Here is a 26,829-nt window from a genome sequence, read left to right on the forward strand (position 1 = left end):
AACCACATCATGAAAAAGACACTGACACTGATCGCCGCTGCAACCCTGAGTGCCCTGAGCTTTGCCTCCTGGGCCGACACCCTGACCGTGGGCGCATCCAACACCCCGCACGCCGAAATACTGGAGCAGGCAAAGCCGATTCTGGCGAAACAGGGTATCGACCTGGAGATCAAACCGTTCCAGGATTACATTCTGCCGAATACCGCGCTGGCCGGTCATGACATCGACGCCAACTATTTCCAGCACATTCCTTACCTGAACAGCGTGCTGAAAGATCATGCGGGCGATAAGGATTATGATTTTGTCAGTGCGGGGGCGATCCACATCGAACCTATCGGTATCTACTCCAAAAAATACAAGTCGCTGAAAGACCTGCCGGAAGGGGGCAAGATCATCATGCGTGACGCGGTTTCTGAAGAGGGCCGCATTCTTTCCATCTTCGAGAAAGAGGGCGTGATCAAGCTGAAGCCGGGCATCGACAAAGTGACCGCGCGCATCAGCGACATCGTGGAGAACCCGAAAAAGCTGCAGTTCACGCCTAACGTTGAAGCCTCTCTGCTGCCGCAGATGTACAACAACAACGAAGGCGATGCGGTGGTGATTAACGCCAACTACGCGATCGATGCCGGTCTGGATCCGGTCCACGACCCGATTGCGGTAGAGAGCGGTGAAAACAACCCGTACGCCAACATCATCACTGTTCATCGCGGTGACGAGAAGAAGAAAGATATCGTCGCGCTGGTGAACGTGCTGCACTCGAAAGAGATTCAGGACTGGATCCGCACCAAGTACAAAGGCGCGGTTATTCCTGTTAATAACTAATTGACTGATTTTTCAGATGAAGCCCGGCGAGTCTCTCGCCGGGCTTCTTTTTTGTATCCGGCAGGAGAATCATTTAAGCTCAACGTTTAACAGGCAATGGAGTGATGACGATGGGTAACGTGACCAAAGATGAAGCGCTGTACCAGGAGATGTGCCGGGTGGTCGGCAAGGTGGTGCTTGAGATGCGTGATTTAGGGCAGGAGCCAAAGCATATAGTCATTGCCGGGGTACTGCGTACCGCGCTGGCGAACCAGCGCGTTAAACGCAGTGAATTGACAACCAAAGCGATGGAAACAGTGGTTAAAGCGCTGGCCGGGTAATGCGCCAGCGCTTCGCAAGTTGCTCGAGCGAGCAGCAGAGCAGGTAATAGACCACGCCCGTAAAGATAAAAATGGCCGCCGGGTAAATCTGCACCCGGTTGTTGACCTGTCCCGCCACCGTGGTCAGTTCCGGTACGTTCACGATAAACGCCAGCGACGTATCCTTCAGCAGGCTGATAAAAATCCCCACCAGCGACGGCAGAATGTTCCTCAGCGCCTGGGGCAGCAGCACGCGCCACAGGATTTGCCGGGTGCTAAACCCCTGAGCGAGTGCGGCCTCGTACTGCCCGGACGGTAAGGCGTTCAGCCCGGCCAGCACCGAGTGCATCACGGTTGCCGCGGTAAACCAGGCCAGTGCCAGCGTGACGGTCAGCGCGCCCGGCAGATCGCCTCCGATGATGAGCGGCAGCAAATACCACATCCAGAAAATCACGAAGATGAGCGGGATCCCGCGAATCAGCTCTGCCCACAAGAAGAGGGCTTTTCGCACAAGCCCGGTAAAGCGCCAGGCCAGACACGCGAGTGCCACCCCGCCGGGCAGGGCGATGATCGCTGCCCCCACCGCCATCATTACCGAGAGCAATACGCCACCCGGTTCACCGGTTGCCGCGCGTCCCCACAGCAGATAATCGAGGTTATCGGTGATGACATTAAGTCCGGCAATCATGTTTTTCACTCCCTGTGGTGACGACAAACGGGCGTTTACGCTTCGCGTGAGGTCCAATGCGAACCAGCACCATCCCCATCACCAGGCCGGTCAGGAGGTAGAGCGCGGTGCCGAAGGTAAATGCCTCAAGCGCGTGCGCGTTATAGCTTTCAATCTGCCTGACCTGATAGGTCAGTTCAGCAAAGCCGATTCCACTGGCGAGCGAGGAGAGCTTCATCAGATTCAGATACTGCCCCACCACGGGCTGCCAGGCGTTGGCCAGCCCCTGCGGCAGCAGGATGTAGCGAAACAAGCGCCACGTGGAGAACCCCTGGGCGAGGGCCGCCTCCCGCTGTCCGGCCGGAACAGAGCGCAGCCCCGATTCCACTTCTTCGATTAAAAATGCCGAGGTAAATACCCCCAATCCCCAGGCCGAACAGAGAAACTCGGGCGTAAACCACCAGACGTCGCCGGGCAGCATTGACCAGCGGTGATCCGCATTAACCGCATCCCTGAAGAGCTGCGGTAACCCGTTCCAGGCAGCAAAATACCAGAACAGCAGTTGCACCAGCAGCGGTGTATTGCGAAACAGCGAGACCCAGCTACTGACAATCGCCTTCCCGATGCGTCCGCCGGAAAGGCGCAGCAGCATAAACAGCACCGCGAGCAGGCTGGCCAGCAGGATGCCCGCAAGCGTTACCCAGAGCGTGGTGAGAAACCCGGAGAGGATCCACTGCAGAGGCTGTCCGGTCAGTACCCCCTGCCAGTCGAGCGCGGGCATTACAGGTGCTCCTGATGCAGCGGGTTGAGCACTTTTTGCAGGAATCGCTGTGCACGGGGATGCGACGGTTGACTGAAAAATTGTGCCGGTGGCGCGATTTCCAGAATTTGCCCCCCGTCGATAAAGACAACCCGGTCAGCAATTTCCCGGGCAAACTGCATCTCGTGGGTCACCACAATCATCGTGATCCCGCTGTGGGCCAGCGCTTTCATCACAAACAGCACTTCGCCAATCATTTCCGGATCGAGCGCAGACGTGGGCTCGTCGAACAGAATGATTTGCGGCGATGAGGCCAGAGCGCGGGCAATCGCCACGCGCTGCTGCTGTCCACCGGAAAGCTCGGCCGGGAAATGGTGGGCTTTTTCCAGCATCCCGACCTTCTCCAGCAGAGCCAGCGCGCGCTCCTGGGCCGGTTGCGGCTTCCAGCCGTGGACGTGCTCCAGCGCGAGCGTGATGTTCTGGCTGGCGGTAAGGTGGGCATAAAGATTGAACTGCTGGAACACAAACCCCACGCGGCTTCGTAGCTGACGCAGCCCGGTACCGGCAAGCGTGGCGGTCGGCTTGTTGTCGACCAGAATCTCCCCGCCGCTCAGGGTTTCAAGCTGGTTGATAAGCCGAATCAGGGTGGATTTACCGGAGCCCGAAGGGCCGAGGATGGCGACCACTTCACCGGGCGTGATGGTGAGATTAATGTCGTTCAGAACCTGATGGTCACCGTAGCGTTTGTCCACGTGGCGAAACTCGACGCTGGCCTGTTCCAGATGTGAAAAATCCGCGGCACCGGCCGCGGAGTGTGAAAATAAACCTGAGAGCATATTACTTAGCTTCTATTTTAAAGGCGCGAGGCTGTGGAGCTGGAGTGCCGGGACCAAACCAGACATCGTAGATTTTTGCCGCCTGGCCATTTTTTTCAAGATTGACCAGCTCATCGTTAACCGCTTTCAGCAGCGCCGTTTCACCTTTCTTCACCCCAACGCCAATCTCTTCTTTGCTGAGCAGGTCAGGCAGAATTTTGAAGTTCGCTTTGTCCGGCGCCTGCGCCAGCAGGCCGGCCAGAATGGTGCTGTCCTGGGTAATCGCCTGTACGTTGCCGTTGCGCAGTGCCGTCAACGCCAGCGGAATATCGTCATAGGAGAGCACGCGGGACTGCGGGAAACGCTGGTGCAGCGCCTGCTCGCCGGTGGTGCCTTTTACCGCACCGATGCGTGCATGGCTATACGCATCCAGCTTATCGGCGGATTTGGCCGGGACCAGGAACTGTTGCCCGGTGACAAAATAGGGTGTTGAGAAATCGATCACCTGCGCACGTTCCGGGGTAATGGTGATATCCGCGACAATTAAATCGGCTTTACCGGACTGAAGCAGGGGAATGCGGTTTGCCGGGTTGGTGGCTACCAGTTCCAGCTTCACGCCGAGTGATTTTGCCAGCGCTCTGGCGAAGTCCACGTCGTAACCCACGATCTCGTGCGTTTTGGCATCAATCGAGCCAAACGGCGGGTTGGCGTCAAACGTGGCCACTTTTACCACGCCTGCGGCCTTTATATCCGCCAGCTGATCGGCCTGCGCCTGCATTGAAAGCAAGCTCCCGGCCGCCAGCAATCCCAGAACCAGTGTCCGTTTTGTAAACCCTTTCATGTTTGCTGCCATAGTCATACGTCATCCCGTTGTTTTTGTTTTCCCTCGCTACGCTCCCATAAGCGAAAGCTATCGCCAAATAAGAAATCGTTCTTTGCTTTTAGCAAAAAAGCATTAGTGAACAGTGTGTTAATGAAGCGTGAAAAGCACGGGGCGCTATTTGCAGATCCTGCACATCAACAGTGGATTTTGGTATTTCCCCTGCACGCAGTTTGGGTTTTAACTGAGTACAGGTTAAGCGAGAGGGGATTGACGATGAAAAAGTGGATAAGCACGTTACGGCGGTTTTTTGCGACCCGACCAGTGAATGCGGAGAACAGCGCGCAACGTGTTCTTGAGTCGATACTGCCTGTCGCGAGCCTGTATGGCGTGGACGTCGCTAACATTGATCCGGAGTGGTTCCATGATAAAACGTCACGCTGAACTGCGCCGCACGCGCGAAATGTACTGGAATGAGCTGTGCTTGATTTTGTTCTGATAACGGATAACTGTTAATGTTGACAGATGGTTAAGTCTGCTCAGTTAACGGAATGAAGAACCCTTTTTTCAAGCGCGGTATTATTGTCTGGACGATAGTCTGCCTCATCAGCGGCATCCTGCTCTATGCCGAACAGATCCGCCGCCAGTTCTGGGAGCGCGATCGCGAGTTCGCGGCTCTCTTCGCGGAATTAAGCGCGGTACTGACGCAAAATGAATCCGTATTGCCGTTACTGAACGGTGATGAAGATATTGCCGCCCTGCGCAAAAAATTCCCCCAACTGCTTGCCCTGGAAAAGACCTCCGGACGCGCCCTTGATGCGCCACGGGTTGAACCTGCCCACGAGATGCAGTACTGGCTTTACAATCCCTGGCGTCAGATCCGCGTGCGGGTGGATCTCGGGCCGATTCTGAATGCCCATCATCCCTTTACGCATCTCGGGATCCGTTTTATGCCAAACGGCGACGAACCGACGTCTGACGCCTTCTGGCACTGGCAGCGCACCTTCCCGCAGCATACTCAACCTTTTACGCTGGAGGCCGACTCCCGCCCGGACTGGCTCGGCGTCAATGGGGTGATGTACCCCATCCTGTTTATCGGGTGGGGGATAGTGATTGCGCTGGCGAGCGTGGTGCTCTGGCAGCGTAAAGCGCGCAAAGAGGCCGAGCAAAGGGCGCTCTACTACCAGCACGCCAGGCTCAATACCCTGGGGGAGATCACCGCCGGTATTGTGCATGAGATTAACCAGCCGTTAACCGCTGCGCAGACGTGGATCCAGGGAGCGCAGCGTCAGCTGCAGCAGGAAAACGGGCCAGCGGTGTCGCAGGCGCTGGCGGCCGCGCTGACGCAAATGCAGCGTATTAGCGCCTTGCTGACGCGTTTTCGCGAGCACGTGGTGCAGGAGAAAGTCACCCTGCGGGAAACCGACCTGGCGCAGTGCTGGCAGCAGGTGGTGAATTTGCTTGAGCATGAGCGCAGGGCCGAACATATCATGGTCACGCATGCGTTTACCCCAGGGGCCACGACGGTGCTGGCAGACCGTCTCTGGCTTGAGCAGGTCCTGCATAATTTGCTCAGCAATGCGATTCAGGCCCAGCAGGCATCGGTAGCCGGCTGGGTAAAGATTGAAAGTCAGAAAAACGAGCATGGCGTTGTGATTACCGTGACTGACGGCGGCCCGGGCTTTAGCCCGGAGGCGTTACAACATGCCTTCATGCCGTTTTACAGCGGCAGAGAAGCGGGCATGGGGCTGGGGATGACCCTGACGGAATCATTGGTGACGCGTATGAATGGATCGATTACGCTGGGTAATGCGCTGCAGGGCGGGGCGCAGATCCGACTACAACTGGCGCACGGAAAGGAGGCTATGGATGGATAATACAATCTGGCTGATTGATGACGATGAATCCATCAGGGAGTCGATGACGTTTTTACTTTCAGGCATGGGCTGGCCGGTCAGGACATATGAAAGCGTCGATGCGTTTACCGCTACCCATGCACGGGAGAAAGCGCTGGTGGGCTGTATGCTGCTGGATATGCGGATGCCCGGTAAAGGCGGTCTCACCTGGCTTGAGGAGGGCACATGGCCCTGGCCTCTGCTGCCGGTGATTATCATGACCGGCCACGGTACCGTTGACGCCTGCCGTCGGGCATTCCGTAACGGCGTGTTTGAGTTTTTCACCAAGCCGCTGGATGCCGACAAGCTTATCGAAACCGTGGGCCTGGCCTTTGAGGAGAGTCACCGCCGCTTTGCCGACTGGCAGGAAACCACCCGGATCGCGACGCGTTTCGCGCAGCTGACCGCGCGGGAACATGAAGTGCTGGGGGAGTTGATGAAAGGGCTCAGCAACAAAGAGGTGGCCGCCCGGCTGAATCTCTCACCGCGTACGGTAGAAGCGCACCGCGCGGCGGCGTTTACCAAGCTTGGCGTCAGCAGTCTGGTTCAGGCAATACGCGAATACGATAAATTGCAATCCGTATAACTACCAGGATGAGTGCGTAATCAACCGAATACCGTTTCATCGTGCGGCTGGGTAACCTCTGGGAGTCTCTTAACACGCGAGGAAGTGCGATGAAAAAAATGATGATGGCTGCGGCACTGGTGGCTGGTAGCGTAAGTCTGGCGGCGCAGGCCGAAACGTTAAACCAGAAGAATCTCTCACTGGCGCAGGCTAATGCGCTGGCAACGTCCGCCATTCAGGCCTGTACGGCAAAAAATTACCAGGTGACCGTTACCGTGGTTGACCGCGCGGGCGTCGTGAAAGCGGTACAGCGCACGGACAATGCCGGTCCACATACGGTAAAAGCCAGCGAAATGAAAGCCTGGACGGCGCTCAGCGCAAAGAATGCGTCCGGCAAGGTGATGGAAGCGGCGCAGAGCAACGCGGGTGCGCAAAACATGCGTGATATTCCGGGCTTCCTGCTGCTGGCGGGTGGCCTGCCGGTGAAAGAGGGCGATGAGGTGATCGGGGCGATTGGTATCGGCGGTGCGCCGGGCGGTCATCTTGATGAAGCCTGCGCGCAGGCAGCCATTGACGGGCTGAAAAAGTCATAAAAAAAGCACCGGCTTGCCGGTGCTTTTTACTTAGATCTTGCAGGCGTCGCCGCAGTCATCGTCGGCGACAATCGCCTGCGCTTTTTTATCTGCGTCGTCCAGACGTTCCGCATTACGCTCTTCGGCTTCATCCAGACCGTTAAAAACTAAGTTATCGAGATCAATTTCCATGTGGCACCTGCTATGTTCAGTTTTTGATACTGGCAGAGTATAGGGCAAAAAACGCCAGCAATGTACCTCGCAGCACATAACGATAATCCCTGCCATACTCAGTGCTTTATCGCTGAGGAGCGCACATGATTACACTCTGTAAAACCTGCGGAACCGCCTATGATACACAGCCGGAAAGATGCCCGATTTGCGAGGATGAACGCCAGTACGTGCCTGCTTCGGGCCAGGCATGGATCGATTTCGACACCGTAACCGCCACGCATACCAACAAATGGCAGCAGCTGGAGCCGCGGCTGTTCGGCATCAAAACGGTCCCCGCCTTTGCTATCAACCAGCGAGCCCTGCTCCTGCGAACACCTCACGGTAATATCCTCTGGGACTGCATTGCCAACCTCGACTCCGCAACCAGAACGCTCATCACCGCGCTTGGCGGCATCAGCGCGATGGCGATTTCACATCCGCACTATTACACCACCATGCAGGAGTGGGCCGCGGCGTTTGATGCGCCGTTGTATCTGCACGCCAGCGACAGAGAGTGGGTCATGCGTGGCAGCCCGGCCATTCATTTCTGGGAAGGCGATGCGCTGGAGATTTTCCCGTCTGTCACCCTGCTGCGTCTGGGCGGGCATTTTGCCGGGGGAACGGTGCTGCACTGGCAGGAGGGGGACGGGGTGCTGCTGGCGGGGGACATCCTGCAGGTCACGCCGGGTAAAGACGCCGTCTCGTTTATGTGGAGCTATCCTAACTATCTCCCGCTACCGGCCCGTACCGTAGAGTCAGTTGTGAATCATCTCGAAGGCAAAAAATTTGCACGCCTGTATGGCGCCTTCGAGGGGCAGAACATCCTGGCCTTCGCGGACGCCATTGTGCAGCGGTCGGGCCAGAAATATATTGCTTGTCTGAAGTAAACCACGATGGGTACACTTTACGAGTGTGATCGCGATCATACCTAAACTAAAACAGATAAAAGAGACATTGCTATGCAACATATCATTGAAGGTTTTCTCAGCTTTCAAAAAGAGATTTTCCCGCAACGTAAAGAACTCTTCCGCAGTTTAGCGTCCAGCCAGAATCCCAAAGCGCTGTTCATCTCATGCTCCGACAGCCGTCTGGTCCCAGAACTGGTCACCCAGCAAGAGCCGGGACAACTCTTTGTCATTCGTAATGCTGGCAACATTGTGCCACCGTTTGGCCCCGAGCCTGGCGGTGTGTCTGCAACCATCGAATACGCTGTTGTGGCGTTGGGCGTCACGGATATCGTCATTTGTGGTCACTCAAACTGTGGCGCGATGAAGGCGATCGCCGATAACGCCAACCTGGAGCCGATGCCAGCGGTGTCACACTGGCTGCGCTATTCCGACGCGGCAAAAGCGGTGGTTGAGAAGAAAACCTGGGATAAGCCGATCGATAAAGTTAACGCGATGGTGCAGGAGAACGTGTTTGCGCAGCTGAGCAACATTAAGACCCATCCGTCCGTTGCGGTGGGCCTGCGCAATAACTCCATCCGCCTGCACGGCTGGGTGTACGACATTGAAAGCGGCGAAATTCTTGCGCTGGATAAAGGGACGAAAACCTTCGTTTCGCTGTCTGAAAACCCGGAAGTCTTCTTCGAGTAATCATCGACAGCAGGGCAAGGATGCCCTGTCAGCTCTCACTGTACGGTAATCTCCGCCGCAATCCCGACGCGGGCTTCTCTGCCGCTTTCGCCATCGCCTCCGCAATCTCTGCACACTCTGCCAGTCCCTGAACGAAGGGATGATCGTGCATTAGCCACGGTATCGCGCCGAAAGCGATTTTCCCGCGCACCGTGTCAGGCGCTTTCAGGGTGTAATCTTCGCCAATATCGGGTATCTCATCGCCCGTTGCTTGCAGCTGTTTGCGCAGCGTCGGGAAGGGCAGGTCTTTCGTTTTGAGCGGCTTTTGTCCGCGTGCGTCAATAAACACGTCGAAACGATACACGCGCTCTTGTGTGGTGATCACCGTCTGGTCGCTGCCTGCGTCAAGGGTGTAATCGTCGCCGAGCGCTGCCACGCTAATGATGCCGGCCTCGCGCAGCGCAAGCAGCCGGCGAATAGACTGCGGAGGGATGGCGGCATAGTTGTCGATAAACACCCGAGCCAGCCCTGCTTTGAAGCGCTGACTGTCCTGCTCATTAAGGTGGGGGACAATCTCCTGAACCACCTCATGCAGCCGAAGCACGGTATAGCGCCAGGCCACGGTGCGCCGTTCACGTTTGTTGCGCTCAACCTCGTTGAGATTCTCTTCCGCCCAGGTAAAGGGGTCGTGCCGTTTTCGATCCTCAAACCAGGCATCACGAATGCTGTCCGCATCTAGCTTATGCAGCGACATTTTCTCGCACCACGCCGGATCGGCGAGCTCCAGCTCGTTGACCATCAGTGCAAAGATGCGGTCAAGCAGGCCATCCGGCCCTTTGCCGATCTCGGTTTCAACCCTGAATTCGGTCAATACTGACAGCGGCTCGTAAGGAATAGGGCAGTAAAAATCGGCTTCCGGCAGAATGCCCGTCCGGGACATCAGGACGATGTTTAATGCTTCACTGCCTTGATCCAGCAGGAATTTATCGTCGCGAAACGCGCCATGCTGCATCACCACCGCCATGGCCGCGTCAAGGCCGCTTAACGATGTTCCCATAATGCCGACGCGGCACGGTGGAATGCTGGCGTCCATCAGACCAGACCACGGACTTGGGAAGAATGCGCGCGTGGCCTCGTCCTCGTCCGGCCAGACGTGACCGGTGGCGATCACCGCGAGATCGAAGCGTTCGGGAAACGCCTTATCGTTGACGCAAAGCGTGACGCCAGTCGTCGAGGGAATAACGTCGGTCACCCGGGAAGATTCATGGATATCCACCTGGAACCCCAGTTTTGTAGCCTCATTAACGATTGTCCGAAAGCTGTCGCGAAAATATTCCCCCAGCAGGATCCGCGGCAGAAACTGCCGGTCATGCAACCGGGCTTTATCCACCTTAAAGCGCGCCAGATGGTCGTCGCTCTGCTCCTTAAGCCAGTCCAGGTAGGTCATAAACAGAGGGGGGATCTCAATGCTCGCGATGTTTGCCAGCATCAGACGCGAGTTATCGTCGTCGTTATAGGGCATCCCTACGCCCGCTTCATCAGCCTGTTCAAAGACCGAGACCGAAAGCGGCTGCGGGTTTTTAAGCAGCGCGTAAAAAGTATAAATCCCTGTAGGGCCGGAACCGATAATGGCGATTTTTTTCATCGACGGTTTTCCTCATTTTTTCCATGAGAAAAGCGTAGCAGGAGAACAGTGATGAAAATAAGGGATTAGGAAAATTCAGGGTATCAGAAGAGGATTTGCACCATTTCAGGACTGAAATGGTGCGTCCGAGTGGACTCGAACCACCGACCCCCACCATGTCAAGGTGGTGCTCTAACCAACTGAGCTACGGACGCAGAATGGTGCGTTCAATTGGACTCGAACCAACGACCCCCACCATGTCAAGGTGGTGCTCTAACCAACTGAGCTATGAACGCAACGTGTTGTCGGTGACAACGGGGACGAATATTAGCGGCACAGCACCAATGAGGCAAGAGGGAAAATGCATTTTTCTCTCTGATTTCACGCGATTGCTTCATTACCGCGCAAAGTGAAGAGAAAGTAGCCGCCAGCAGGCGGCTACTGCGTATTTAACGTGCAGCGCGTTGCAAAATGATGGTGGATGGCTGGCGCTGCAGGAAGCGCATCCGCATCATCATCATGACAGCCGCCGACGTCAGGCCGATGATAAAGCCCATCCAGAAGCCTGCAGGCCCCATACGTTCCACAACCAGATCGGTCAGGGCCAGGATATAACCACATGGCAGACCTAACACCCAGTAGGCGATGAAGGTGATAAAGAAGATCGAACGCGTGTCTTTATACCCACGCAGCACGCCGCTGCCAATCACCTGGATGGAGTCAGAGATCTGGTATATCGCCGCCAGCAGCATCAGGTGTGATGCCAGAGCGACCACTTCCGGATTGTCGTTATAGAGCAGGGCAATCTGCTCCCGCAGTGCAACGGTGAAGAGCGCCGTACAGATCGCCATGCAGACACCGACGCCAAGCCCGGTGCGCGCGGCCGTTTGCGCATCCAGCGTCGAGCCCTGACCCAGGCGGAAGCCCACGCGGATCGTCACAGCTGCCGCCAGCGACATCGGCAGAACGAACATCAGGGAACTGAAGTTCAGCGCAATCTGGTGCCCGGCCACGTTCACAATGCCCAGCGGGGAGACCAGCAGGGCGACCACGGCAAACAGGGTAACCTCAAAGAACAGTGCCAGGGCAATCGGTAACCCTAATTGCACCAGACGCGTCATGATGCCCCAGTCTGGGGTGCTAAACCGGTTCTCGTTACGAATATCGCGCATTGAGCGGGCGCGTTTTACAAAGGTGAGCATCGACAAGAACATCACCCAGTAAACGGCAGCTGTTGCCACGCCGCAGCCGACACCGCCCAACTCCGGCATCCCGAAATGACCATAAATAAAGACATAGTTAACCGGAATATTGACCAGCAACCCAATAAAGCCCATCACCATGCCGGGTTTGGTTTTCGCCAGACCTTCACACTGGTTACGCGCTACCTGGAAAAAGAGATAGCCTGGCGTGCCCCAGAGCAGGGCGCGCAGATAGCCTACGGCTTTATCAGCCAGTGCCGGGTCAATGTTATGCATCGCGCGGATGATATGGCCCGCGTTCCAGAGCACGACCATAATCAGCACCGAGACAAACCCTGCCAGCCAGAAGCCCTGGCGGACCTGATGGGCAATGCGTTCGCGACGGCCCGAGCCATTGAGCTGAGCGATAACCGGCGTGAGCGCGAGCAGCAGACCGTGGCCGAACAGGATGGCCGGGAGCCAGATTGACGTGCCGATGGCAACGGCCGCCATATCGGTGGCGCTGTAGCCACCTGCCATTACCGTATCCACAAATCCCATTGCGGTCTGGGCCACTTGCGCGATGATCACTGGTATAGCCAGTGCCAATAACTGGCGCGCTTCATTCATGTACTTCTGCACGTGAACACCTTTATTTTGTAGTTATTTGAGAGACTAAAAAAGCCGCCGAAACGGGCAGCAAGAAGAAAATGCAGGGGGGTGCCAGCTATTGTAGCGGGCTTTAGCTATTTATCTAGTGAAAAAATCGCCAGAAAATGCGCTCCGCTGGCAACCTGTTTTTCCAACTGTTATTGTGGTGGGATTAAAACGGTGTCACCACCGTCCGGAAAAAACAGGAGTTGTAAGCATGTTTACTGGTATTGTGCAGGGCATCGCCAAAGTGGTGTCCATTGATGAGAAACCGAATTTCCGTACTCATGTTGTTGAGCTGCCGGAATATATGCTGGAGGGCATCGAAACCGGCGCCTCGATTGCTCATAACGGCTGTTGTCTGACCGTTACCGAAATTGACGGCAACCAGATTAGCTTTGATTTAATGAAAGAGACGCTGCGCATCACCAACCTGGGCGAGCTGGTGGTGGGAGATACCGTCAACGTTGAGCGGGCGGCGAAGTTCAGCGATGAGATTGGCGGCCATCTGATGTCGGGACACATCATGACCACCGCTGAAGTGGCGAAAATCGTGACCTCGGAAAATAACCGTCAAATCTGGTTTAAAATGCAGGATCCGTCATTAATGAAATACATCCTCTATAAAGGATTTATTGGCATTGATGGGATTAGTCTGACGGTGGGGGAAGTGACGCCAACGCGTTTTTGCGTGCATTTAATTCCTGAAACGCTGCAGCGCACCACGCTGGGGGCGAAAAAGCTGGGACAGCGCGTAAATATTGAAATCGATCCGCAAACCCAGGCGGTGGTCGATACAGTTGAGCGTGTACTGGCGGCAAAAGAAGCCGCAATAATAAAGGCGGCGGAAGAAGAATAAAAAATAACCCCGGCTGTCCGGGGTTATTTTTTTAGCGTGCGACACGTAATCCGTGTTCAATGCCACGGCTGAAAACAACCTGCCAGAGCTGAATATCCCGTGCGCGAAACGCGCCCGCGCAGGCATTCAGATAATAGCTAAACATCCGTTTGAATCGTTCAGAATAGTTGTCCGCAATCTCCGGCCACGCTTGCTGGAAACGTTCATGCCACGCCATCAACGTGGTGTCGTAATCCGCGCCAAAGTTGTGCCAGTCTTCCATCACGAAATGGGATTCACTGGCGTTGGCAATCTGGCGAACGGAGGGTAAACAGCCATTCGGAAAGATGTACTTGTTGATCCACGGGTCGACGTTATTGTCGGTCCGCTTAGAGCCGATGGTATGCAGCAGGAAGAGTCCGTCCGGTCGTAAATTACGGTCCACCACCTCAAAGTAGGTGTCGTAGTTTTTCGGTCCTACGTGCTCGAACATGCCCACGGAGACGATCCGGTCAAATTGTTCGTTCAGGTCACGGTAATCCTGCAGGCGGATATCCACATCGAGACCCTGGCAGCGTTCCCGGGCCATTTTTTGCTGCTCGGCCGAAATCGTCACGCCCACCACGCTGACGCCATAGTGCTTCGCCATAAACCAGGCCAGCCCACCCCAGCCGCAGCCGATATCCAGTACGCGCATACCGGGCTGTAACTGAAGCTTCTCGCTGATCAGACGCAGCTTGGCCTGCTGAGCCTCTTCAAGCGTCGTTGCCTCTTTCCAGTAGGCGCAGGAGTATTGCATGAAAGGGTCCAGCATACGGCTGAACAGATCGTTGCCCAGATCGTAATGCTCTTTGCCGACGATCCATGCGCGTTTTTTACTTTGCAGATTAAACAGTCGGGCAGAGGCAACACGCAGGGTGTCTTTGAGATTGCGGGGAAGTTGATTTTCCAGACCGGCGCGCAACACGCTGGCGAAAAAGATATCCAGCCGTTCACACTCCCACCAGCCGTCCATATAGCTTTCTCCCAGCCCTAACGATCCCTCGCGCAATACGCGTTTAAAAAAGTCGGGATGTTTGACCTGGGGATCGGATGGCGAAGATCCGTTAATAGTGATGCCTGCACGACCCAACAGTTCACTGACGATCCGGGACCAGTTGTCGTCCGGAACGCTGACTTCTTCTATACACGATGAACTCATAGCTTCTCCATCACCCTGATGTGATCAGAACCTTCAAACAGCGTAGACGCTTTTTTTGGTTTGTGAGAAATCTCACGGTAAATACCGCGAGGCTAGTATCCGACGTAGAACAGAGGAAGGGAGATAACCCTTGCCGAAATGCCTTCCATGGTAAAACGGGAGCACTCCGGCTCCCGTTAACGCATAATAATTATCGTATTTATCGAACCAAATTTAGTATAGGCCTCAAAATTTGGTGATTCAACAGAAAATTGTTAGCAACCTAATTACTGAAAATTAACATGATATCCGGCGCAATCAGGCATGTGAGGTTTCCACTCCAGCGCCGTTATCCTGCTCACGCTGGGCGGAGGCCTGCATGCGATAGCCCATCACCGCCAGCGCAACGGTTACCAGCATCACGCTGGTGGTCGTCAGCAGCGGCGTGGCAATCAGCGCAGAGACCACCAGGCTTGCCAGGAAGCACAGCCCCAGCTGCAGGGTGTTCTGCAGCGCGGCGGCGCGACCGGTCGCTTGTGGGAAGGGACGGAGCGCCTGCGCCACCACAATCGGGTAGATCGCCCCGTTCGCGACGGCCATGACACAGAAAGGCATCAAAATCTCTGCCAGGCCCGCACCCGGAATAAACCCAACGGCCCAGGTGCCAATAACGCTCAACGCATACAGCACCAGCAGCCATGGCAGCATCTGCTGACCTTCCCATTTCTGCAGCGCTGCGCGGCAGCCGTACCCGCCCACCAGGAACGCGATGGTTTGCGGAACATAGCTCAGCCCGATAGCCGCCGGGCTGTAGCCCATATCATGCAGAATAAACGGCGACCCGGTGAGCCACGCGAAGAAGCTGGCCGAGCAGGCGGCATAGATCAGGACATTACCGCGATACGCTTTGGCGCTCAGCAGGGTGGTGAAGGTGATCGGCTTTGCGTCAACATGTACGTCTTTTTTGTGCGCAGGCTTGAGGGCGAACGCCGGCAACATCAGTACCAGCGTGATGGCAAACAGCGTGGCAAAAATGGCCTGCCAGTCAAAGTGCGCAAGGATCCAGCTGCCCAGCAGCGGCGCGAGGGCAGGTGAGAGCCCCACCAGCGGCATAATGGTGGCGAAAATACGGTTTGTGCGGTTAGCCGGATAGTAGTCGGTGACCAGCGCCTGCCAGGTCACGGCCGCGGCACAGACCCCCACAGCCTGAATAAAGCGCAGCACCAGCAGCCAGGTGGCATCGCGGACCCAGAGCATCCCCAGACAGCCCACGGCAAAAATCGCCAGGCCCAGCAGTAATACCGGTTTACGACCAAAGCGATCCGAGAGCGGTCCCCAGAGCAGCTGTGCGAAAGCAAAACCGGCGAGGAACAAACTCAGGCTGGCGCTGATGGCCGCGGCAGGGGTTTGCAAATCTTCCTGCATCGCGGCAAAAGCCGGCAGGTACATATCGGTGGCCAAAAAGCCCAGCACGCTTAAGCCGCCAAGCCAGACTAAAAAACCTTTCCTGGGTTGCATTATTTTCTTCTCCTGAAGGAGGCAGGTGTACGTTGGCGCTGAGTGTATGTAGTGCAAAGCCGCTTGTGAAACGCTAATATTTGGCGGGTGCATTCAAATTTTTTGCAGGCAGAAAATGTGGTCAGATTATTCTCTTGAAGTGGTCGATGCTGTCGCGCGTAACGGCAGCTTTAGCGGTGCGGCGCAGGAGCTGCACCGCGTCCCGTCTGCTATCAGCTACACGGTGCGTCAGCTTGAGGAATGGCTGGCGGTTCCACTGTTTGAACGGCGCCATCGCGATGTGGAATTAACGCCCGCAGGGGCGTGGTTTTTGAAGGAAGGGCGTTCTGTTATCAAAAAAATGCAGATCACCCGCGAACAGTGCCAGCAGATCGCAAACGGCTGGCGGGGTCATCTTTCCATTGCGGTGGACAATATCGTTAAGCCGGAGCGCACCCGGCAGATGATCGTGGATTTCTATCGACATTTTTCCGATGTCGAACTGCGGGTCTCACAAGAGGTATTCAACGGCGTCTGGGATGCCCTGGCGGACGGAAGGGTGGAGATGGCGATAGGGGCCACACAGGCGATCCCGGTCGGGGGGCGTTACGCCTTCCGTGATATGGGGATGCTGAGCTGGAAATGCGTGGTGGCCAGCGATCACCCCCTGGCGGCGCTGGAAGGACGGCTGAGCGACGATACGCTGCGCAACTGGCCATCGCTGGTGCTGGAGGATACCTCCCGTTCATTACCCAAGCGCATCACCTGGCTGCTGGATAACCAGCGGCGCGTGGTGGCGCCTGACTGGGAATCGTCAGCAACGTGCCTCAGTGCCGGGCTGTGCGTCGCGATGGTGCCCGCTCATTTTGCGCGCCCCAGAATCGATACCGGAGAATGGGTAGAACTGACGCTGGAGAATCCCTTCCCGGATGCGGCCTGCTGCCTCACCTGGCAACAAAATGACGTCTCGCCCGCCATGGCCTGGCTGCTGGATTATCTGGGAGACAGCGAAACGCTAAACCGGGAATGGTTACGGGAGCCAGCATAGCTGGCCCCGTACAAAATTAACGACGATAGTCGCGGAACGGACCATCCGCAACGGAACGGCGTTCGATAAGACGCGGATGAACTTCAATGGACTGCGACTCTTCGCGCTTGTTGACGATCCTGTCCAACAGCATATTGAAAGCCGTTTCACCCAGTGAATCTTTCGGCTGGTGAATGGTGGTCAGCGCGGGGGTAAAGAAGCGCGCGTTACGCACGTTGTCATACCCGATCACCGAAATATCCTGCGGTACGCGCAGACCCAGTTCATCGGCCGCGCAAAGCGCGCCCATCGCCATGATGTCACCCCCGCAGAAAACAGCGGTTGGGCGGTGCTGCTGGGAGACAATCTGCTGCATCGCGCGGTAGCCTGATTCCGGCTCAAAGTCTCCCTGTACGATCCAGTTTTCCGGTACGGTGATCAGCGCTTCTTCCATCGCTTTCATAAAACCGGCCAGACGACCCGCGCCGGTATTGCGCTCCAGAGGGCCCGGGATCACGCCAATCTCACGGTGGCCGCGCTCGATCAGGTAACGACCGGCCATATAGCCGCCTTCAAAGGCGTTATCGATGACGGAATCGGTGAAATCCGCTCGCGCTTCACCCCAGTCCATCACCACCATGGGAATATGGCGATACTCTTCCAGCATCGACAGCACGGATTCCGGGTATTCGGAACACATTACCAGCAGGCCATCCACGCGCTTTTGCGCCATCATCGACAGGTAGGCGCGCTGTTTTTCAATGCTATTCCACGCGTTGCCCAGAATCAGGGTATAGCCTTTCTGGAAGCAGTTTTTCTCTACTGCCTCGATGATCTCGGCAAAATAGGCCGCTTCACTGCTGGTGGCCAGCAAGCCAATGGACTTGGTGTGATTCACCTTGAGGCTACGCGCAACCGCACTTGGTGAGTAGTGCAGCTCTTTGATTGCCGCCCAGACGGCGTTGCGCGTCTCTTCCGCCACAAAGCGGGTTTTGTTAATTACATGTGATACGGTTGTAGTGGAAACGTTTGCGCGTTTTGCTACGTCTTTAATTGTTGCCATTAAATGTCACTCCAGACCATATCCTAAGCTCCTGAAAAACTTGAAGGTAAACGTTTGCCTTCTCTCACCCTTATCACGCAATTTTGAATTGCGGCACGCCGGGAAAACGACACGGGACGTCAGGAGGGGGTCAATGGCCGGTACGCTAATAAATTTAGCGTGGAATTTTGTCCTATCTTGATGAAAAGGGGAAGAGGTAAAGTGGTTATCAGTTTAAATCCAGGAAGATTTTTGACGTAAACTGTGCAAAAATGAGCAGGCTCACTTTTCGTGGGGGGATTAAAAGGAGAAAAATTGATGAGTGCCGATCTGAAGTTTTCGCTGTTCACCACCCTTATTGTGCTGGCGCTGATTGTTGCCGCAGGCCTGACGGCGGCGCTGCACTGATTTACGCGCAGGGAGCGCACGCTCCCTGCGGCTGTTCCAGATTGTTACATCTACGGCAAAAATCTTTTGCCATTTTGTTAACTTCTCATTTTTTGTGATTGATGTCATGCTTTGCGCTTCTTTGTTCTGTGTCACCACATGACACGGCATCCGGAGTTGACGCATGAAAATCAATTTTCCCCTGCTGGCCCTGGCGATTGGCGCTTTTGGGATTGGCACCACTGAATTCTCCCCGATGGGGTTACTGCCTGTTATCGCCCGCGGCGTGGACGTCTCGATCCCTGCGGCAGGCATGTTAATCAGCGCTTATGCCATCGGCGTGATGGTAGGCGCCCCGCTGATGACGCTGCTGCTTTCACACCGCGCGCGTCGCAATGCGCTGATTTTCCTGATGGCGATCTTTACCCTGGGCAACGTGCTTTCCGCCATTTCGCCGGACTACACCACCCTGATGCTGTCACGCATTCTGACCAGCCTTAACCACGGCGCCTTCTTTGGGCTAGGGTCAGTTGTAGCGGCAAGCGTGGTGCCAAAACATAAGCAGGCGAGCGCCGTAGCCACCATGTTTATGGGGCTCACGATTGCCAACATTGGCGGCGTTCCTGCGGCTACCTGGCTGGGTGAAGTGATTGGCTGGCGAATGTCGTTCCTGGCGACGGCCGGGCTGGGCGTGGTCGCGATGGTGGCGTTATTCTTCTCTCTGCCAAAAGGCAGTGCTGGTGAACGTCCTGACGTGCGCAGGGAACTGTCGGTGCTGATGCGCCCGCAGGTGCTTTCCGCACTGCTGACCACCGTGCTGGGGGCAGGCGCGATGTTTACCCTCTACACCTATATTTCACCGGTGCTGCATGACATCACCCACGCGACGCCCCTCTTTATTACCGCAATGCTGGTGCTGATTGGCGTGGGCTTCTCGATTGGCAACTATCTGGGTGGTAAATTTGCCGACCGTTCCGTGAGCGGGACGCTGAAGGGCTTCTTAACCCTGCTGATCGTCATCATGATTGCTATTCCGTGGCTGGCACGTAATGAGTTTGGGGCGGCCGTTGCGATGGTCGTCTGGGGCGCTGCCACCTTTGCCGTGGTACCACCGCTGCAGATGCGCGTGATGCGCGTCGCCCATGAAGCGCCGGGCCTTTCATCCTCAGTCAATATTGGTGCCTTCAACCTGGGCAATGCGCTGGGGGCGGCAGCCGGAGGGGCGGTGATTTCGGGTGGTCTGGGCTACAGCTTTGTGCCGGTGATGGGGGCGATTATTGCCGCGCTCGGCCTGCTGCTGGTAATGATGTCGGGTCGTAAACAGCCAGAAGCAGCCTGCGCTGCAGAGTAAATAAAAAACGCAGAAGGGGAGCCCCTTCTGCGTCTTGCTTACGCGGCGAAGTTCTTCGCCACAAACTCCCAGTTAACCAGTGCCCAGAAGTGCTCCAGGTAGTTCGGACGCGCGTTACGGTAATCAATGTAGTAAGCGTGTTCCCAGACGTCCACGGTCATCAGCGGTTTAGCGCTGGTGGTCAGCGGAGTGCCCGCGTTAGAGGTGGAAACGATAGCCAGTTTGCCATCAGCCTCTTTGACCAGCCACGTCCAGCCAGAACCGAAGTTCTTGATGGCGGCATCGGTGAACTTCGCTTTGAAATCTGCAAAGCTGCCGAAAGTGGCGTTAATGGCGGCAGCCAGTTCACCAGCCGGTTCGCCACCCGCATTCGGCGCCAGGCAATGCCAGTAGAAGGTGTGGTTCCACACCTGGGCCGCGTTGTTAAATACGCCACCCTCTGAGCTGCGGACAATCTCTTCCAGCGTTTTGCCTTCGTAATCGGTGCCCTTGATCAGATTGTTCAGGTTGGTGACGTAGGTCTGGTGATGTTTGCCGTAATGATATTCCAGGGTTTCCGCAGAAATATGCGGTGCCAGGGCGTCTTTTGCATACGGTAGTGCAGGTAATTCGAACGACATTGCTTCTCTCCTTATTGTATTTTGCGTTGCCAATAACCACACAGACAACAGGGACAGGATAGCAAATTGAAAGGCTATGCAAAAGAGGAACTTACCCTGCCACAGATGTGGCAGGGCAGGGGTTAGCGAATGGTTTTCGGCGTCATGACGCGACGGGCGCCGACGTAGTGGCGAACCCAGTAGTCTTCACTGAGAGAGGTGATCTGAATATCCTGGCCACTACGCGGCGACTGGATGAATTTGCCGTTGCCAACATAAACACCGACGTGGTCAGCGGTGCCGCGGCCCTGAGTGCGGAAGAACACCAGATCGCCGTTTTCCAGCTCACCACGGTTAACCGGGGAGGCATCGCGCAGGTGGTACATCTCATTGGCGGTACGGGGAATACGGAACTTGACCAGATCTTTATAGGCGTAATAGACGAGGCCGCTGCAGTCAAAACCGGTACGTGGCGACGTGCCACCCCAGCGATAAGGTTTGCCAATTTGCCCCATCAGTTTGTTCATTGCGGTTTTTTGCGCTTTCTGAACACGCACTTTATGCACTTCCGCTAATTTCGTGACCTTTGTACATTTCGCTTTGTGGCCTTTACGCGTGATGCACTTTTCAGTAACGAGGTTAGCGGCGGTCTGTGTGGCTTTACTTTTGGCGGTGCGGGCAGTGCGGGAAGAGGTTGTTTTCGTCTTGCTGGAAGCGGTCTGTTTCGTGTGAGTCGGTGTTTTTTTCTTGTCGTTCTTAGCGGTGGTTTTTTTCTTACGTTCTGTGGTTTTCACCAGATGGTTTTTTTGTACAGCAGAATGCCGCGCCTGCTGAGAGGCGTTTGCCACTGGCGTGAAAGTGAGTGATGTAAACAGTAAAGCACAGAGCGTGATCGAGATTTTATTTATCCGCGCCACTGGGCAGTCCCCTGATATATGCAGGTCATCAATAATACCCGCGTGTGATTTACAAAGCCCGTCGATTCTAATCCATAAAAACAGAGAATGTTAATAGCATTTTTTACTCTCCAGGCCTGTTTCGTTAGCAAGTGCAAAAAAATTCATCGTTCTGTCGCACATTTGTCCGTCCCCTAAGCAAAACCCTGACGGCCGAAGGGGTAAACACCATTTGGAATGCAACTTTTCGTGACTCAGGGTACAATGTATAAACGTGACAAAAATGTTATTTTCCGATGCCAGTCTGACCCGCTACAATGTCAGACGAATGCCGTAACAGAAGTTTAAGGAAGCAAGACATGAGCACCACTATTGAAAAAATCCAGCGCCAGATCGCTGAAAACCCGATTCTGCTGTATATGAAAGGTTCTCCGAAGCTGCCAAGCTGCGGCTTCTCCGCGCAAGCGGTTCAGGCGCTGTCCGCCTGTGGTGAGCGTTTTGCTTACGTTGATATCCTGCAGAACCCGGACATCCGCGCTGAGCTGCCAAAATACGCTAACTGGCCGACTTTCCCGCAGCTGTGGGTAGACGGTGAACTGGTTGGCGGTTGCGATATCCTGATCGAAATGTATCAGCGCGGCGAACTGCAGCAGCTGATCAAAGAGACGGCGGCTAAGTACAAAACTGAAGAGCCTGACGCGGAGTAATTTTCTGCGTAAATAAAAAAGCGACCTTAAGAGGTCGCTTTTTTTATTCTTCGCTGTCGCCCATCGGCAGCGGCCAGCCGCCCAGACGCTTCCAGCGGTTGACGATCTCACAGAACAACTCTGCGGTGCGCTCCGTGTCATACAGAGCGGAATGGGCCTGCGTGCCGTCAAACGCTATACCTGCCGTGATACAGGCCTTTGATAACACCGTTTGTCCCAACGCCAGGCCGCTCAGTGCGGCGGTGTCGAAGGTCACAAAGGGATGGAAAGGGTTTCGTTTGAGCGAAGCACGTTCTGCGGCGGCCATGGTAAAGCTGTGATCGAAGGTGGCGTTGTGGGCCACCATGATGGCGCGGCTGCAGTTGCTCTCTTTCATGCCTTTACGCACCATTTTGAATATGGCGTGCAGCGCATCATATTCACTGACGGCACCGCGCAATGGGTTATGCGGATCGATACCGTTAAACGCCAGTGCTTCCGGCTGTAAATTTGCCCCTTCGAAAGGCTCTACGTGGAAATGCAGCGTGGTGTCTGGTGTAAGCCAGCCCTGTTCATCCATCTTCAGCGTGATGGCGGCAATCTCGAGCAGCGCATCGGTTTTAGCGTTAAATCCGGCTGTTTCTACATCAATGACAACGGGATAAAAACCACGAAAACGGTCGCACAGACCGCTAAATTGAGCGTTATCGGACATCAGGGTCTCTTACATGGGGAAAAAAGCAGTGCGCATTATGGCAAATTTTGGCAGGGGATGCAGTAAAACTACGGGCGCATGTTGCGCCCTGAGGGATCAGTTGCCCAGACCGCGACCGGCGTCTTTGGCTTCAATCAGCTCGATTTTGTAACCGTCCGGATCTTCCACAAACGCAATCACGGTGGTGCCGCCTTTTACCGGGCCCGCTTCGCGCGTGACGTTACCGCCGTTGCTGCGAATGCGTTCACAGGCTTCGGCCGCGTTGTCCACTTCCAGTGCGATATGACCATAGGCCGTGCCCAGCTCATAGCTGTCTACGCCCCAGTTATAGGTCAGTTCGATAACCGCTTCATCCGTTTCCGGGCCGTAACCCACAAACGCCAGCGAGTATTTGTATTCCGGGTTTTCGCTGGTGCGGAGCAGTTTCATACCCAGTACGTTAGTGTAGAAATCAATAGAACGTTGCAGATCGCCAACGCGCAGCATGGTGTGAAGTAGGCGCATAATTTCCTCATTAACCTGTGGAATAGACTGTTTTTTTTGAACAGAAACGATGTTTTAGTATAGCGGCGAAAGGTCGCCGCTATCAATCAACAATGGTGAGATTACAGGGAAGGGTAGTCGGTGTAGCCTTCCGCGCCGCCGCCGTAGAAACTTTCCGGGCGCTGCGGGTTGAGTGCCGCTTTCTGCTGCAGACGGGCAACCAGATCCGGGTTGGCAATGTAATCGCGACCAAACGCGACGGCATCGATCAGCCCTTTAGTAATCAGATCTTCGGCTTTCTCAGGCGTATAGGCCCCTGCACCGATGATCACACCGTGGAAGCGTTCGCGCACTTTCTGGCGGAAGGCTTCAGTGTAAGGCTTACCGCCGGCCCAGTCCGGCTCGGACATGTGCAGGTAAGCAATACCGCGTTTCGCCAGCTCTTCAATCAGATAGAGCGCGTCGGCTTCTTCATTCGGGCCGTTATCAACGTTCTGGAAAGAACCGATTGGGGAGACACGGATCCCGATGCGGTCCGGGCTCCACTCTTTGCATACCGCATCCACCACTTCCAGCACCAGACGGGCACGATTTTCAACGCTGCCGCCGTACTGGTCGGTGCGGTGGTTAGAAGACGGTGACAGGAACTGGTGCAGCAGATAGCCATGGGCGGAGTGCAGTTCAATCAGATCAAAACCCGCTTCACGCGCGTTGGCCACCGCCTGACGGAAGTCGTTCACGATGCCCGGGATCTCGTCCAGCTCAAGGGCGCGTGGCATTGAGGTATCCACACGGATCGCATTACCGTTTTCATCACGCAGGGAGGTCCGGGTATTGGCGCTCAGGGCCGACGCGGAGACCGGCGCCTGTCCGCCAGGCTGGATGCTGCTATGGGAGATACGGCCGGTATGCCACAGCTGAACCGCAATGCGACCCTCTTCAGCGTGAACGCCCGCGGTGATTTTCTGCCATGCCGCGATCTGTTCCGGGCTGTGAAGCCCTGGCGCACCGGCATAACCTTTGGCTTGTGCAGAAATCTGCGTGGCTTCGGTGATGATCAGGCCAGAGCTTGCGCGCTGACGATAGTATTCACCCATCAGTGGCGTGGGGATATCACCCGGCTCAATACTGCGCAGACGGGTAAGCGGAGCCATGAACACGCGGTTTGGCGCCGTAACAGCACCCACTTTTAAGGGGGTAAACAGTTTTTCAGCTGACATAGAGACTCCTGAGTAGACCAGTCGACTAGTAATGAAATAAATAAAAACGCCCGTTAAATGCCAGGCGCAGTAATGCTGCTTTTCACATGTGCCAGGGCGCTTTCCAGCGGCACGGCACTGCGCGAAATTTTTGCCTGCAGGTTAGCCCCTAACCAGAGCGCGTATAACACCTGCGCCTGGGTGAGAGGCTCGCCGGAAAAGGCCAGCGTTTTCTCATTGCGGCCTTTTTCCAACGCCTGGGCCAGCAGGGCGATCACGCCGCTGGCCCCTTTATCCATCGCCGCGCGCATATCTTCAGAAAGATCGCACACTTCGGCAGACAGTTTTACCGTCAGACATCCGCTGATAATGCCCTGCTGGCAGAACTGGTTCAGCGTTTCCTGATAGTAGTTGAGAACACGATCGCGATAGTTTCCTTCGCCCGAGGCAAAGTGGGTTGTCAGGCGCTGGTGGTAGCTCGCGTAATGACGCTCAAGCATCGCCACGCCAAAGGCCTCTTTGGACCGAAAGTAGTGATAAAACGACCCTTTCGGTACCTCAGCGGTTTTTAACAGCTCGCTCAACCCCATCCCGGTAAACCCGCGATGCATACAAAGTCGCTCGCCGGTGGCCAGTAAATGTTCGCGGGTATCGTGTTCAGTATGTCTGCTCATGAGCGCACTCTAATAGACCGTTCGGTCTAATGCAAGCGGGTTTACTGCCGACATGCGTTCAAAATATCCAGCTGCTGTTGATAAACCGTTGATTTCACGTCCATCATACCCAGTACGGTTGAGAACAAATTGTCCTGGGAAACCGCATTTTTTGCTGCATGGTCACGTAAACACTGTTCGTTAATGCCAAAGTTCTTCGCATAGTCCGGGGAAAGCCAGAACATAAACGGAATGTGCGTTTGCTGCTCCGGTGCCAGCATATACGGTGTACCGTGCAGATAAATACCGCTTTCACCCAGGGATTCCCCGTGATCCGAGAGGTAGATCAGCGCGGTGTTCATGCTCCCCTGGCGCGCTTTCAGCGCATCGATGGTTTTGCTGACCACGCTGTCGGTATACAGAATGGTGTTGTCATAGGTGTTCATCAGCGCCTGGTGATCGCAATCCTGAATTTCATTGGTGTCGCAGGTAGGGGTGAACTTACGGAAATTATCCGGGTAGCGGCGGTAGTACGCCGGGCCGTGGCTGCCCATCAGGTGGATAACCAGCACCGTGTCCTGCTTCAGGCCGTCCAGCACGTTGTCCAGACGGTAGAAATTGACATCGTCGAGGCAGGATTTGTCTTTACAGAACTGATCCAGCTTCCATTGCGTCATGTCGGTATGGGGCACGCGATCGCAGGCACCTTTACAGCCGCCGTCGTTGTCGCGCCACAGCAGGTTAATACCCGCATGTTTAAGCACGTCGAGCAGCCCTTCCTGATGATGCGCGAGGTCGGCATCGTATTTGCTGCGCGTCATGCCCGAGAACATGCAGGGAACGGAAACGGCGGTTTCAGTGCCGCAGGAGGTGGCCTGCGGGAAGTTAATGATATCCTGCTTTTTCAGCTCCGGATTGGTTTCACGTCCGTAACCGTTCAGGGAGTAGTTCGCCGCGCGAGAAGCCTCACCGACGACCAGCACCAGAACCGTTTTCTTCTGTTGGCCTGCAATCAGTGGGCCCTTATGCGCATCTTCGCCAATCCGCACCAGCGTTTGATTGCCTGCAAACCAGCGCATTTTGCTGTACTTCACCATGGCGCTGACATAGTTCGCCGGGGTCACCATTTTGACGATGCTTTTGTTATTGCGAAACAGCGACGCGTAATCTTTATAAAACACCGCGGCAACCAGAATAATGACCAGCAGGGCGCCGAGCAGTGCGGCAACGCGTGTCAGCAGAGCATACCACCATTTCCCGGTATGAATGCGGGTCAACGCCAGCACCACGGAAGGAACGAGGCCGGCAATGACAATCCACAAAATCATTTGCGGCGTGACCAGCGCGGTGGCTTCCTGAGAGTTGGTTTCGAACACGTTCACAATCATGTTCTGATCGATCACCGCGCCGTAGGTGTACATGAAATAGGTCGCTGCCGCACAACCCATCGTTAACACGATCAGCAGCGGCTTACGGATAAACGGAATATTGAGCAGGCTAAAGACAATCACCCAGCCGCAAAACAGCACCAGCGGTACGGACGCGGCAAAGAGAACGTCATGCAGATGAGCAGGGGCGATAATCGCCCAGCTGCGCTGGATAAACAGCCCATTAATCAGCGTAAAGAAGAGTGCACAGCCCAGAGTAAATTTTATGTCGTTACATTGTAACTTTTTCATTAACCACATCGAACGGGAAACCTGTCATTGTCATGATGGGGCGAGTATAGAGAGTGAAGATTAGTGAAACCTTAATGCCACAAATCTGTGGTAAAGCGCTTGCACGTGGCGTGTTTAACGTCTTCACTGTAGATGAGAG

General features: G+C 55.4%; 30 protein-coding genes and 2 tRNA genes. 13 read left to right on the forward strand and 19 right to left on the reverse strand.

The window, feature by feature from the left end; translation table 11 throughout:
- The first annotated feature begins 9 nt into the window (after positions 1 to 9).
- Positions 10 to 822 (forward strand): MetQ/NlpA family ABC transporter substrate-binding protein, encoded by an 813-nt coding sequence (locus tag C1N69_RS09535; protein ID WP_025758309.1) that lies wholly within the window; start codon positions 10 to 12, stop codon positions 820 to 822.
- Positions 823 to 932: 110 nt separating this feature from the next.
- Complete coding sequence (gene fumD / locus C1N69_RS09540) at positions 933 to 1,142, forward strand: fumarate hydratase FumD (protein WP_003857676.1); 210 nt, start codon at positions 933 to 935, stop codon at positions 1,140 to 1,142.
- On the opposite strand, the gene C1N69_RS09545 is transcribed toward fumD, so the two are convergent.
- The 4 genes from C1N69_RS09545 to C1N69_RS09560 are packed head-to-tail and all read right to left on the reverse strand — an operon-like array spanning position 1,123 to position 4,216.
- Positions 1,123 to 1,809, reverse strand: coding sequence for an amino acid ABC transporter permease (locus tag C1N69_RS09545; RefSeq protein ID WP_155031059.1), 687 nt, complete (start codon positions 1,807 to 1,809; stop codon positions 1,123 to 1,125). The two genes, fumD and C1N69_RS09545, sit on opposite strands and share 20 nt — an antisense overlap.
- The gene (locus C1N69_RS09550) at positions 1,793 to 2,569 is read right to left on the reverse strand and encodes an amino acid ABC transporter permease (protein WP_095451461.1); all 777 of its coding nucleotides are present in this window, start codon (positions 2,567 to 2,569) and stop codon (positions 1,793 to 1,795) included. The genes C1N69_RS09545 and C1N69_RS09550 overlap by 17 nt, the downstream gene beginning before the upstream one ends.
- Positions 2,569 to 3,384: an amino acid ABC transporter ATP-binding protein gene (locus C1N69_RS09555; protein ID WP_095451462.1), complete on the reverse strand. Its 816-nt coding sequence runs from the start codon at positions 3,382 to 3,384 to the stop codon at positions 2,569 to 2,571. The genes C1N69_RS09550 and C1N69_RS09555 overlap by 1 nt, the downstream gene beginning before the upstream one ends.
- A 1-nt stretch (position 3,385) precedes the next feature.
- Positions 3,386 to 4,216, reverse strand: coding sequence for an ABC transporter substrate-binding protein (locus C1N69_RS09560; protein WP_162299944.1), 831 nt, complete (start codon positions 4,214 to 4,216; stop codon positions 3,386 to 3,388).
- Between the two features lie 243 nt (positions 4,217 to 4,459).
- On the opposite strand from C1N69_RS09560, the gene C1N69_RS22785 reads away from it, so the two are divergent.
- The 4 genes from C1N69_RS22785 (at position 4,460) to C1N69_RS09575 (ending at position 7,236) form a co-directional block, all read left to right on the forward strand.
- A complete protein-coding gene (locus tag C1N69_RS22785) occupies positions 4,460 to 4,627 on the forward strand; it encodes a hypothetical protein (RefSeq protein WP_014831607.1) in 168 nt (55 codons plus the stop codon).
- Between the two features lie 107 nt (positions 4,628 to 4,734).
- A complete protein-coding gene (locus tag C1N69_RS09565; protein ID WP_155031060.1) occupies positions 4,735 to 6,060 on the forward strand; it encodes a sensor histidine kinase in 1,326 nt (441 codons plus the stop codon).
- A complete protein-coding gene (locus tag C1N69_RS09570; RefSeq protein ID WP_155031061.1) occupies positions 6,053 to 6,664 on the forward strand; it encodes a response regulator transcription factor in 612 nt (203 codons plus the stop codon). Before C1N69_RS09565 ends, C1N69_RS09570 begins: the two co-directional genes overlap by 8 nt.
- An 89-nt stretch (positions 6,665 to 6,753) precedes the next feature.
- Complete coding sequence (locus C1N69_RS09575) at positions 6,754 to 7,236, forward strand: GlcG/HbpS family heme-binding protein (RefSeq protein WP_025758318.1); 483 nt, start codon at positions 6,754 to 6,756, stop codon at positions 7,234 to 7,236.
- A 30-nt stretch (positions 7,237 to 7,266) separates the two neighbouring features.
- Here C1N69_RS09575 and C1N69_RS09580 read toward each other — a convergent pair whose 3' ends face one another.
- Positions 7,267 to 7,407, reverse strand: a complete 141-nt coding sequence (locus C1N69_RS09580; RefSeq protein ID WP_003857665.1) for a hypothetical protein — start codon at positions 7,405 to 7,407, stop codon at positions 7,267 to 7,269.
- Positions 7,408 to 7,532: 125 nt separating this feature from the next.
- Here C1N69_RS09580 and C1N69_RS09585 point away from each other — a divergent pair, with 125 nt between their 5' ends.
- Together C1N69_RS09585 and C1N69_RS09590 are read left to right on the forward strand one after the other, a co-directional pair.
- Entirely contained in the window at positions 7,533 to 8,315 is a 783-nt protein-coding gene (locus tag C1N69_RS09585; protein ID WP_155031062.1) for an MBL fold metallo-hydrolase, read from the forward strand.
- Between the two features lie 72 nt (positions 8,316 to 8,387).
- Positions 8,388 to 9,023, forward strand: coding sequence for a carbonic anhydrase (locus tag C1N69_RS09590; protein ID WP_025758321.1), 636 nt, complete (start codon positions 8,388 to 8,390; stop codon positions 9,021 to 9,023).
- A gap of 28 nt (positions 9,024 to 9,051) precedes the next feature.
- Here C1N69_RS09590 and C1N69_RS09595 read toward each other — a convergent pair whose 3' ends face one another.
- The 4 genes from C1N69_RS09595 to mdtK form a co-directional block, all read right to left on the reverse strand.
- On the reverse strand, positions 9,052 to 10,647 hold the full coding sequence (locus tag C1N69_RS09595) for an FAD-NAD(P)-binding protein (RefSeq protein WP_155031063.1): 1,596 nt from the start codon (positions 10,645 to 10,647) through the stop codon (positions 9,052 to 9,054).
- 117 nt (positions 10,648 to 10,764) lie between these two features.
- Positions 10,765 to 10,841 (reverse strand) — tRNA-Val (locus tag C1N69_RS09600).
- Positions 10,842 to 10,845: 4 nt separating this feature from the next.
- Positions 10,846 to 10,922: transfer RNA gene (locus tag C1N69_RS09605), tRNA-Val, on the reverse strand.
- A 153-nt stretch (positions 10,923 to 11,075) separates the two neighbouring features.
- Positions 11,076 to 12,449, reverse strand: a complete 1,374-nt coding sequence (gene mdtK / locus C1N69_RS09610; protein ID WP_088244181.1) for an MdtK family multidrug efflux MATE transporter — start codon at positions 12,447 to 12,449, stop codon at positions 11,076 to 11,078.
- A 226-nt stretch (positions 12,450 to 12,675) separates the two neighbouring features.
- Here mdtK and C1N69_RS09615 point away from each other — a divergent pair, with 226 nt between their 5' ends.
- Positions 12,676 to 13,317, forward strand: coding sequence for a riboflavin synthase subunit alpha (locus C1N69_RS09615; RefSeq protein ID WP_155031064.1), 642 nt, complete (start codon positions 12,676 to 12,678; stop codon positions 13,315 to 13,317).
- 31 nt (positions 13,318 to 13,348) lie between these two features.
- Here C1N69_RS09615 and cfa read toward each other — a convergent pair whose 3' ends face one another.
- Positions 13,349 to 14,497, reverse strand: a complete 1,149-nt coding sequence (cfa, locus tag C1N69_RS09620; protein ID WP_047958380.1) for a cyclopropane fatty acyl phospholipid synthase — start codon at positions 14,495 to 14,497, stop codon at positions 13,349 to 13,351.
- A gap of 297 nt (positions 14,498 to 14,794) precedes the next feature.
- Positions 14,795 to 15,994, reverse strand: coding sequence for a purine nucleoside transporter PunC (gene punC / locus C1N69_RS09625; RefSeq protein WP_155031065.1), 1,200 nt, complete (start codon positions 15,992 to 15,994; stop codon positions 14,795 to 14,797).
- 115 nt (positions 15,995 to 16,109) lie between these two features.
- On the opposite strand from punC, the gene punR reads away from it, so the two are divergent.
- Positions 16,110 to 17,021: a DNA-binding transcriptional activator PunR gene (gene punR / locus C1N69_RS09630; protein WP_155031066.1), complete on the forward strand. Its 912-nt coding sequence runs from the start codon at positions 16,110 to 16,112 to the stop codon at positions 17,019 to 17,021.
- A 16-nt stretch (positions 17,022 to 17,037) separates the two neighbouring features.
- On the opposite strand, the gene purR is transcribed toward punR, so the two are convergent.
- Complete coding sequence (purR, locus tag C1N69_RS09635) at positions 17,038 to 18,063, reverse strand: HTH-type transcriptional repressor PurR (RefSeq protein WP_014883552.1); 1,026 nt, start codon at positions 18,061 to 18,063, stop codon at positions 17,038 to 17,040.
- A gap of 297 nt (positions 18,064 to 18,360) precedes the next feature.
- On the opposite strand from purR, the gene cydH reads away from it, so the two are divergent.
- Together cydH and C1N69_RS09645 are read left to right on the forward strand one after the other, a co-directional pair.
- Positions 18,361 to 18,450 carry a cytochrome bd-I oxidase subunit CydH gene (cydH, locus tag C1N69_RS09640; RefSeq protein ID WP_032672537.1) on the forward strand — a complete coding sequence of 30 codons (90 nt, stop codon included), beginning with the start codon at positions 18,361 to 18,363 and terminating at the stop codon, positions 18,448 to 18,450.
- Between the two features lie 163 nt (positions 18,451 to 18,613).
- Positions 18,614 to 19,780, forward strand: a complete 1,167-nt coding sequence (locus C1N69_RS09645) for an MFS transporter (RefSeq protein WP_025758329.1) — start codon at positions 18,614 to 18,616, stop codon at positions 19,778 to 19,780.
- Between the two features lie 38 nt (positions 19,781 to 19,818).
- Here the strand turns inward: C1N69_RS09645 and sodB are convergent, their stop codons facing one another.
- Positions 19,819 to 20,400, reverse strand: coding sequence for a superoxide dismutase [Fe] (gene sodB / locus C1N69_RS09650; protein ID WP_155031067.1), 582 nt, complete (start codon positions 20,398 to 20,400; stop codon positions 19,819 to 19,821).
- 122 nt (positions 20,401 to 20,522) lie between these two features.
- A complete protein-coding gene (locus C1N69_RS09655) occupies positions 20,523 to 21,296 on the reverse strand; it encodes a C40 family peptidase (protein WP_095451471.1) in 774 nt (257 codons plus the stop codon).
- 338 nt (positions 21,297 to 21,634) lie between these two features.
- Between C1N69_RS09655 and grxD the strand changes: the two genes are divergently transcribed.
- Complete coding sequence (grxD, locus tag C1N69_RS09660; protein WP_003832760.1) at positions 21,635 to 21,982, forward strand: monothiol glutaredoxin 4; 348 nt, start codon at positions 21,635 to 21,637, stop codon at positions 21,980 to 21,982.
- A gap of 43 nt (positions 21,983 to 22,025) precedes the next feature.
- Here the strand turns inward: grxD and rnt are convergent, their stop codons facing one another.
- The 5 genes from rnt to eptA all read right to left on the reverse strand — a co-directional run bounded on the left by rnt (position 22,026) and on the right by eptA (position 26,699).
- Entirely contained in the window at positions 22,026 to 22,676 is a 651-nt protein-coding gene (gene rnt / locus C1N69_RS09665) for a ribonuclease T (RefSeq protein WP_045284926.1), read from the reverse strand.
- 96 nt (positions 22,677 to 22,772) lie between these two features.
- Positions 22,773 to 23,180, reverse strand: coding sequence for a lactoylglutathione lyase (gene gloA / locus C1N69_RS09670; protein WP_013096923.1), 408 nt, complete (start codon positions 23,178 to 23,180; stop codon positions 22,773 to 22,775).
- Between the two features lie 101 nt (positions 23,181 to 23,281).
- Complete coding sequence (nemA, locus tag C1N69_RS09675; protein ID WP_155031068.1) at positions 23,282 to 24,379, reverse strand: alkene reductase; 1,098 nt, start codon at positions 24,377 to 24,379, stop codon at positions 23,282 to 23,284.
- Between the two features lie 53 nt (positions 24,380 to 24,432).
- Positions 24,433 to 25,032, reverse strand: a complete 600-nt coding sequence (locus C1N69_RS09680) for a TetR/AcrR family transcriptional regulator (RefSeq protein WP_155031069.1) — start codon at positions 25,030 to 25,032, stop codon at positions 24,433 to 24,435.
- Between the two features lie 41 nt (positions 25,033 to 25,073).
- The gene (gene eptA, locus C1N69_RS09685) at positions 25,074 to 26,699 is read right to left on the reverse strand and encodes a phosphoethanolamine transferase EptA (RefSeq protein WP_155031070.1); all 1,626 of its coding nucleotides are present in this window, start codon (positions 26,697 to 26,699) and stop codon (positions 25,074 to 25,076) included.
- Positions 26,700 to 26,829 lie beyond the last annotated feature (130 nt).

The sequence above is a fragment of the Enterobacter sichuanensis genome (genome assembly GCF_009036245.1).
GTDB lineage: Bacteria > Pseudomonadota > Gammaproteobacteria > Enterobacterales > Enterobacteriaceae > Enterobacter > Enterobacter sichuanensis.

Coding starts and splice junctions, on each gene's coding strand:
- C1N69_RS09535 (WP_025758309.1), top strand. CDS start 10: ATGAAAAAGACACTGACACTGATCGCCGCTGCAACCCTGAGTGCCCTG.
- fumD (WP_003857676.1), top strand. CDS start 933: ATGGGTAACGTGACCAAAGATGAAGCGCTGTACCAGGAGATGTGCCGG.
- C1N69_RS09545 (WP_155031059.1), bottom strand. CDS start 1,809: ATGATTGCCGGACTTAATGTCATCACCGATAACCTCGATTATCTGCTG.
- C1N69_RS09550 (WP_095451461.1), bottom strand. CDS start 2,569: ATGCCCGCGCTCGACTGGCAGGGGGTACTGACCGGACAGCCTCTGCAG.
- C1N69_RS09555 (WP_095451462.1), bottom strand. CDS start 3,384: ATGCTCTCAGGTTTATTTTCACACTCCGCGGCCGGTGCCGCGGATTTT.
- C1N69_RS09560 (WP_162299944.1), bottom strand. CDS start 4,216: ATGGCAGCAAACATGAAAGGGTTTACAAAACGGACACTGGTTCTGGGA.
- C1N69_RS22785 (WP_014831607.1), top strand. CDS start 4,460: ATGAAAAAGTGGATAAGCACGTTACGGCGGTTTTTTGCGACCCGACCA.
- C1N69_RS09565 (WP_155031060.1), top strand. CDS start 4,735: ATGAAGAACCCTTTTTTCAAGCGCGGTATTATTGTCTGGACGATAGTC.
- C1N69_RS09570 (WP_155031061.1), top strand. CDS start 6,053: ATGGATAATACAATCTGGCTGATTGATGACGATGAATCCATCAGGGAG.
- C1N69_RS09575 (WP_025758318.1), top strand. CDS start 6,754: ATGAAAAAAATGATGATGGCTGCGGCACTGGTGGCTGGTAGCGTAAGT.
- C1N69_RS09580 (WP_003857665.1), bottom strand. CDS start 7,407: ATGGAAATTGATCTCGATAACTTAGTTTTTAACGGTCTGGATGAAGCC.
- C1N69_RS09585 (WP_155031062.1), top strand. CDS start 7,533: ATGATTACACTCTGTAAAACCTGCGGAACCGCCTATGATACACAGCCG.
- C1N69_RS09590 (WP_025758321.1), top strand. CDS start 8,388: ATGCAACATATCATTGAAGGTTTTCTCAGCTTTCAAAAAGAGATTTTC.
- C1N69_RS09595 (WP_155031063.1), bottom strand. CDS start 10,647: ATGAAAAAAATCGCCATTATCGGTTCCGGCCCTACAGGGATTTATACT.
- C1N69_RS09615 (WP_155031064.1), top strand. CDS start 12,676: ATGTTTACTGGTATTGTGCAGGGCATCGCCAAAGTGGTGTCCATTGAT.
- cfa (WP_047958380.1), bottom strand. CDS start 14,497: ATGAGTTCATCGTGTATAGAAGAAGTCAGCGTTCCGGACGACAACTGG.
- punC (WP_155031065.1), bottom strand. CDS start 15,994: ATGCAACCCAGGAAAGGTTTTTTAGTCTGGCTTGGCGGCTTAAGCGTG.
- punR (WP_155031066.1), top strand. CDS start 16,110: ATGTGGTCAGATTATTCTCTTGAAGTGGTCGATGCTGTCGCGCGTAAC.
- purR (WP_014883552.1), bottom strand. CDS start 18,063: ATGGCAACAATTAAAGACGTAGCAAAACGCGCAAACGTTTCCACTACA.
- cydH (WP_032672537.1), top strand. CDS start 18,361: ATGAGTGCCGATCTGAAGTTTTCGCTGTTCACCACCCTTATTGTGCTG.
- C1N69_RS09645 (WP_025758329.1), top strand. CDS start 18,614: ATGAAAATCAATTTTCCCCTGCTGGCCCTGGCGATTGGCGCTTTTGGG.
- sodB (WP_155031067.1), bottom strand. CDS start 20,400: ATGTCGTTCGAATTACCTGCACTACCGTATGCAAAAGACGCCCTGGCA.
- grxD (WP_003832760.1), top strand. CDS start 21,635: ATGAGCACCACTATTGAAAAAATCCAGCGCCAGATCGCTGAAAACCCG.
- rnt (WP_045284926.1), bottom strand. CDS start 22,676: ATGTCCGATAACGCTCAATTTAGCGGTCTGTGCGACCGTTTTCGTGGT.
- gloA (WP_013096923.1), bottom strand. CDS start 23,180: ATGCGCCTACTTCACACCATGCTGCGCGTTGGCGATCTGCAACGTTCT.
- nemA (WP_155031068.1), bottom strand. CDS start 24,379: ATGTCAGCTGAAAAACTGTTTACCCCCTTAAAAGTGGGTGCTGTTACG.
- C1N69_RS09680 (WP_155031069.1), bottom strand. CDS start 25,032: ATGAGCAGACATACTGAACACGATACCCGCGAACATTTACTGGCCACC.
- eptA (WP_155031070.1), bottom strand. CDS start 26,699: ATGTGGTTAATGAAAAAGTTACAATGTAACGACATAAAATTTACTCTG.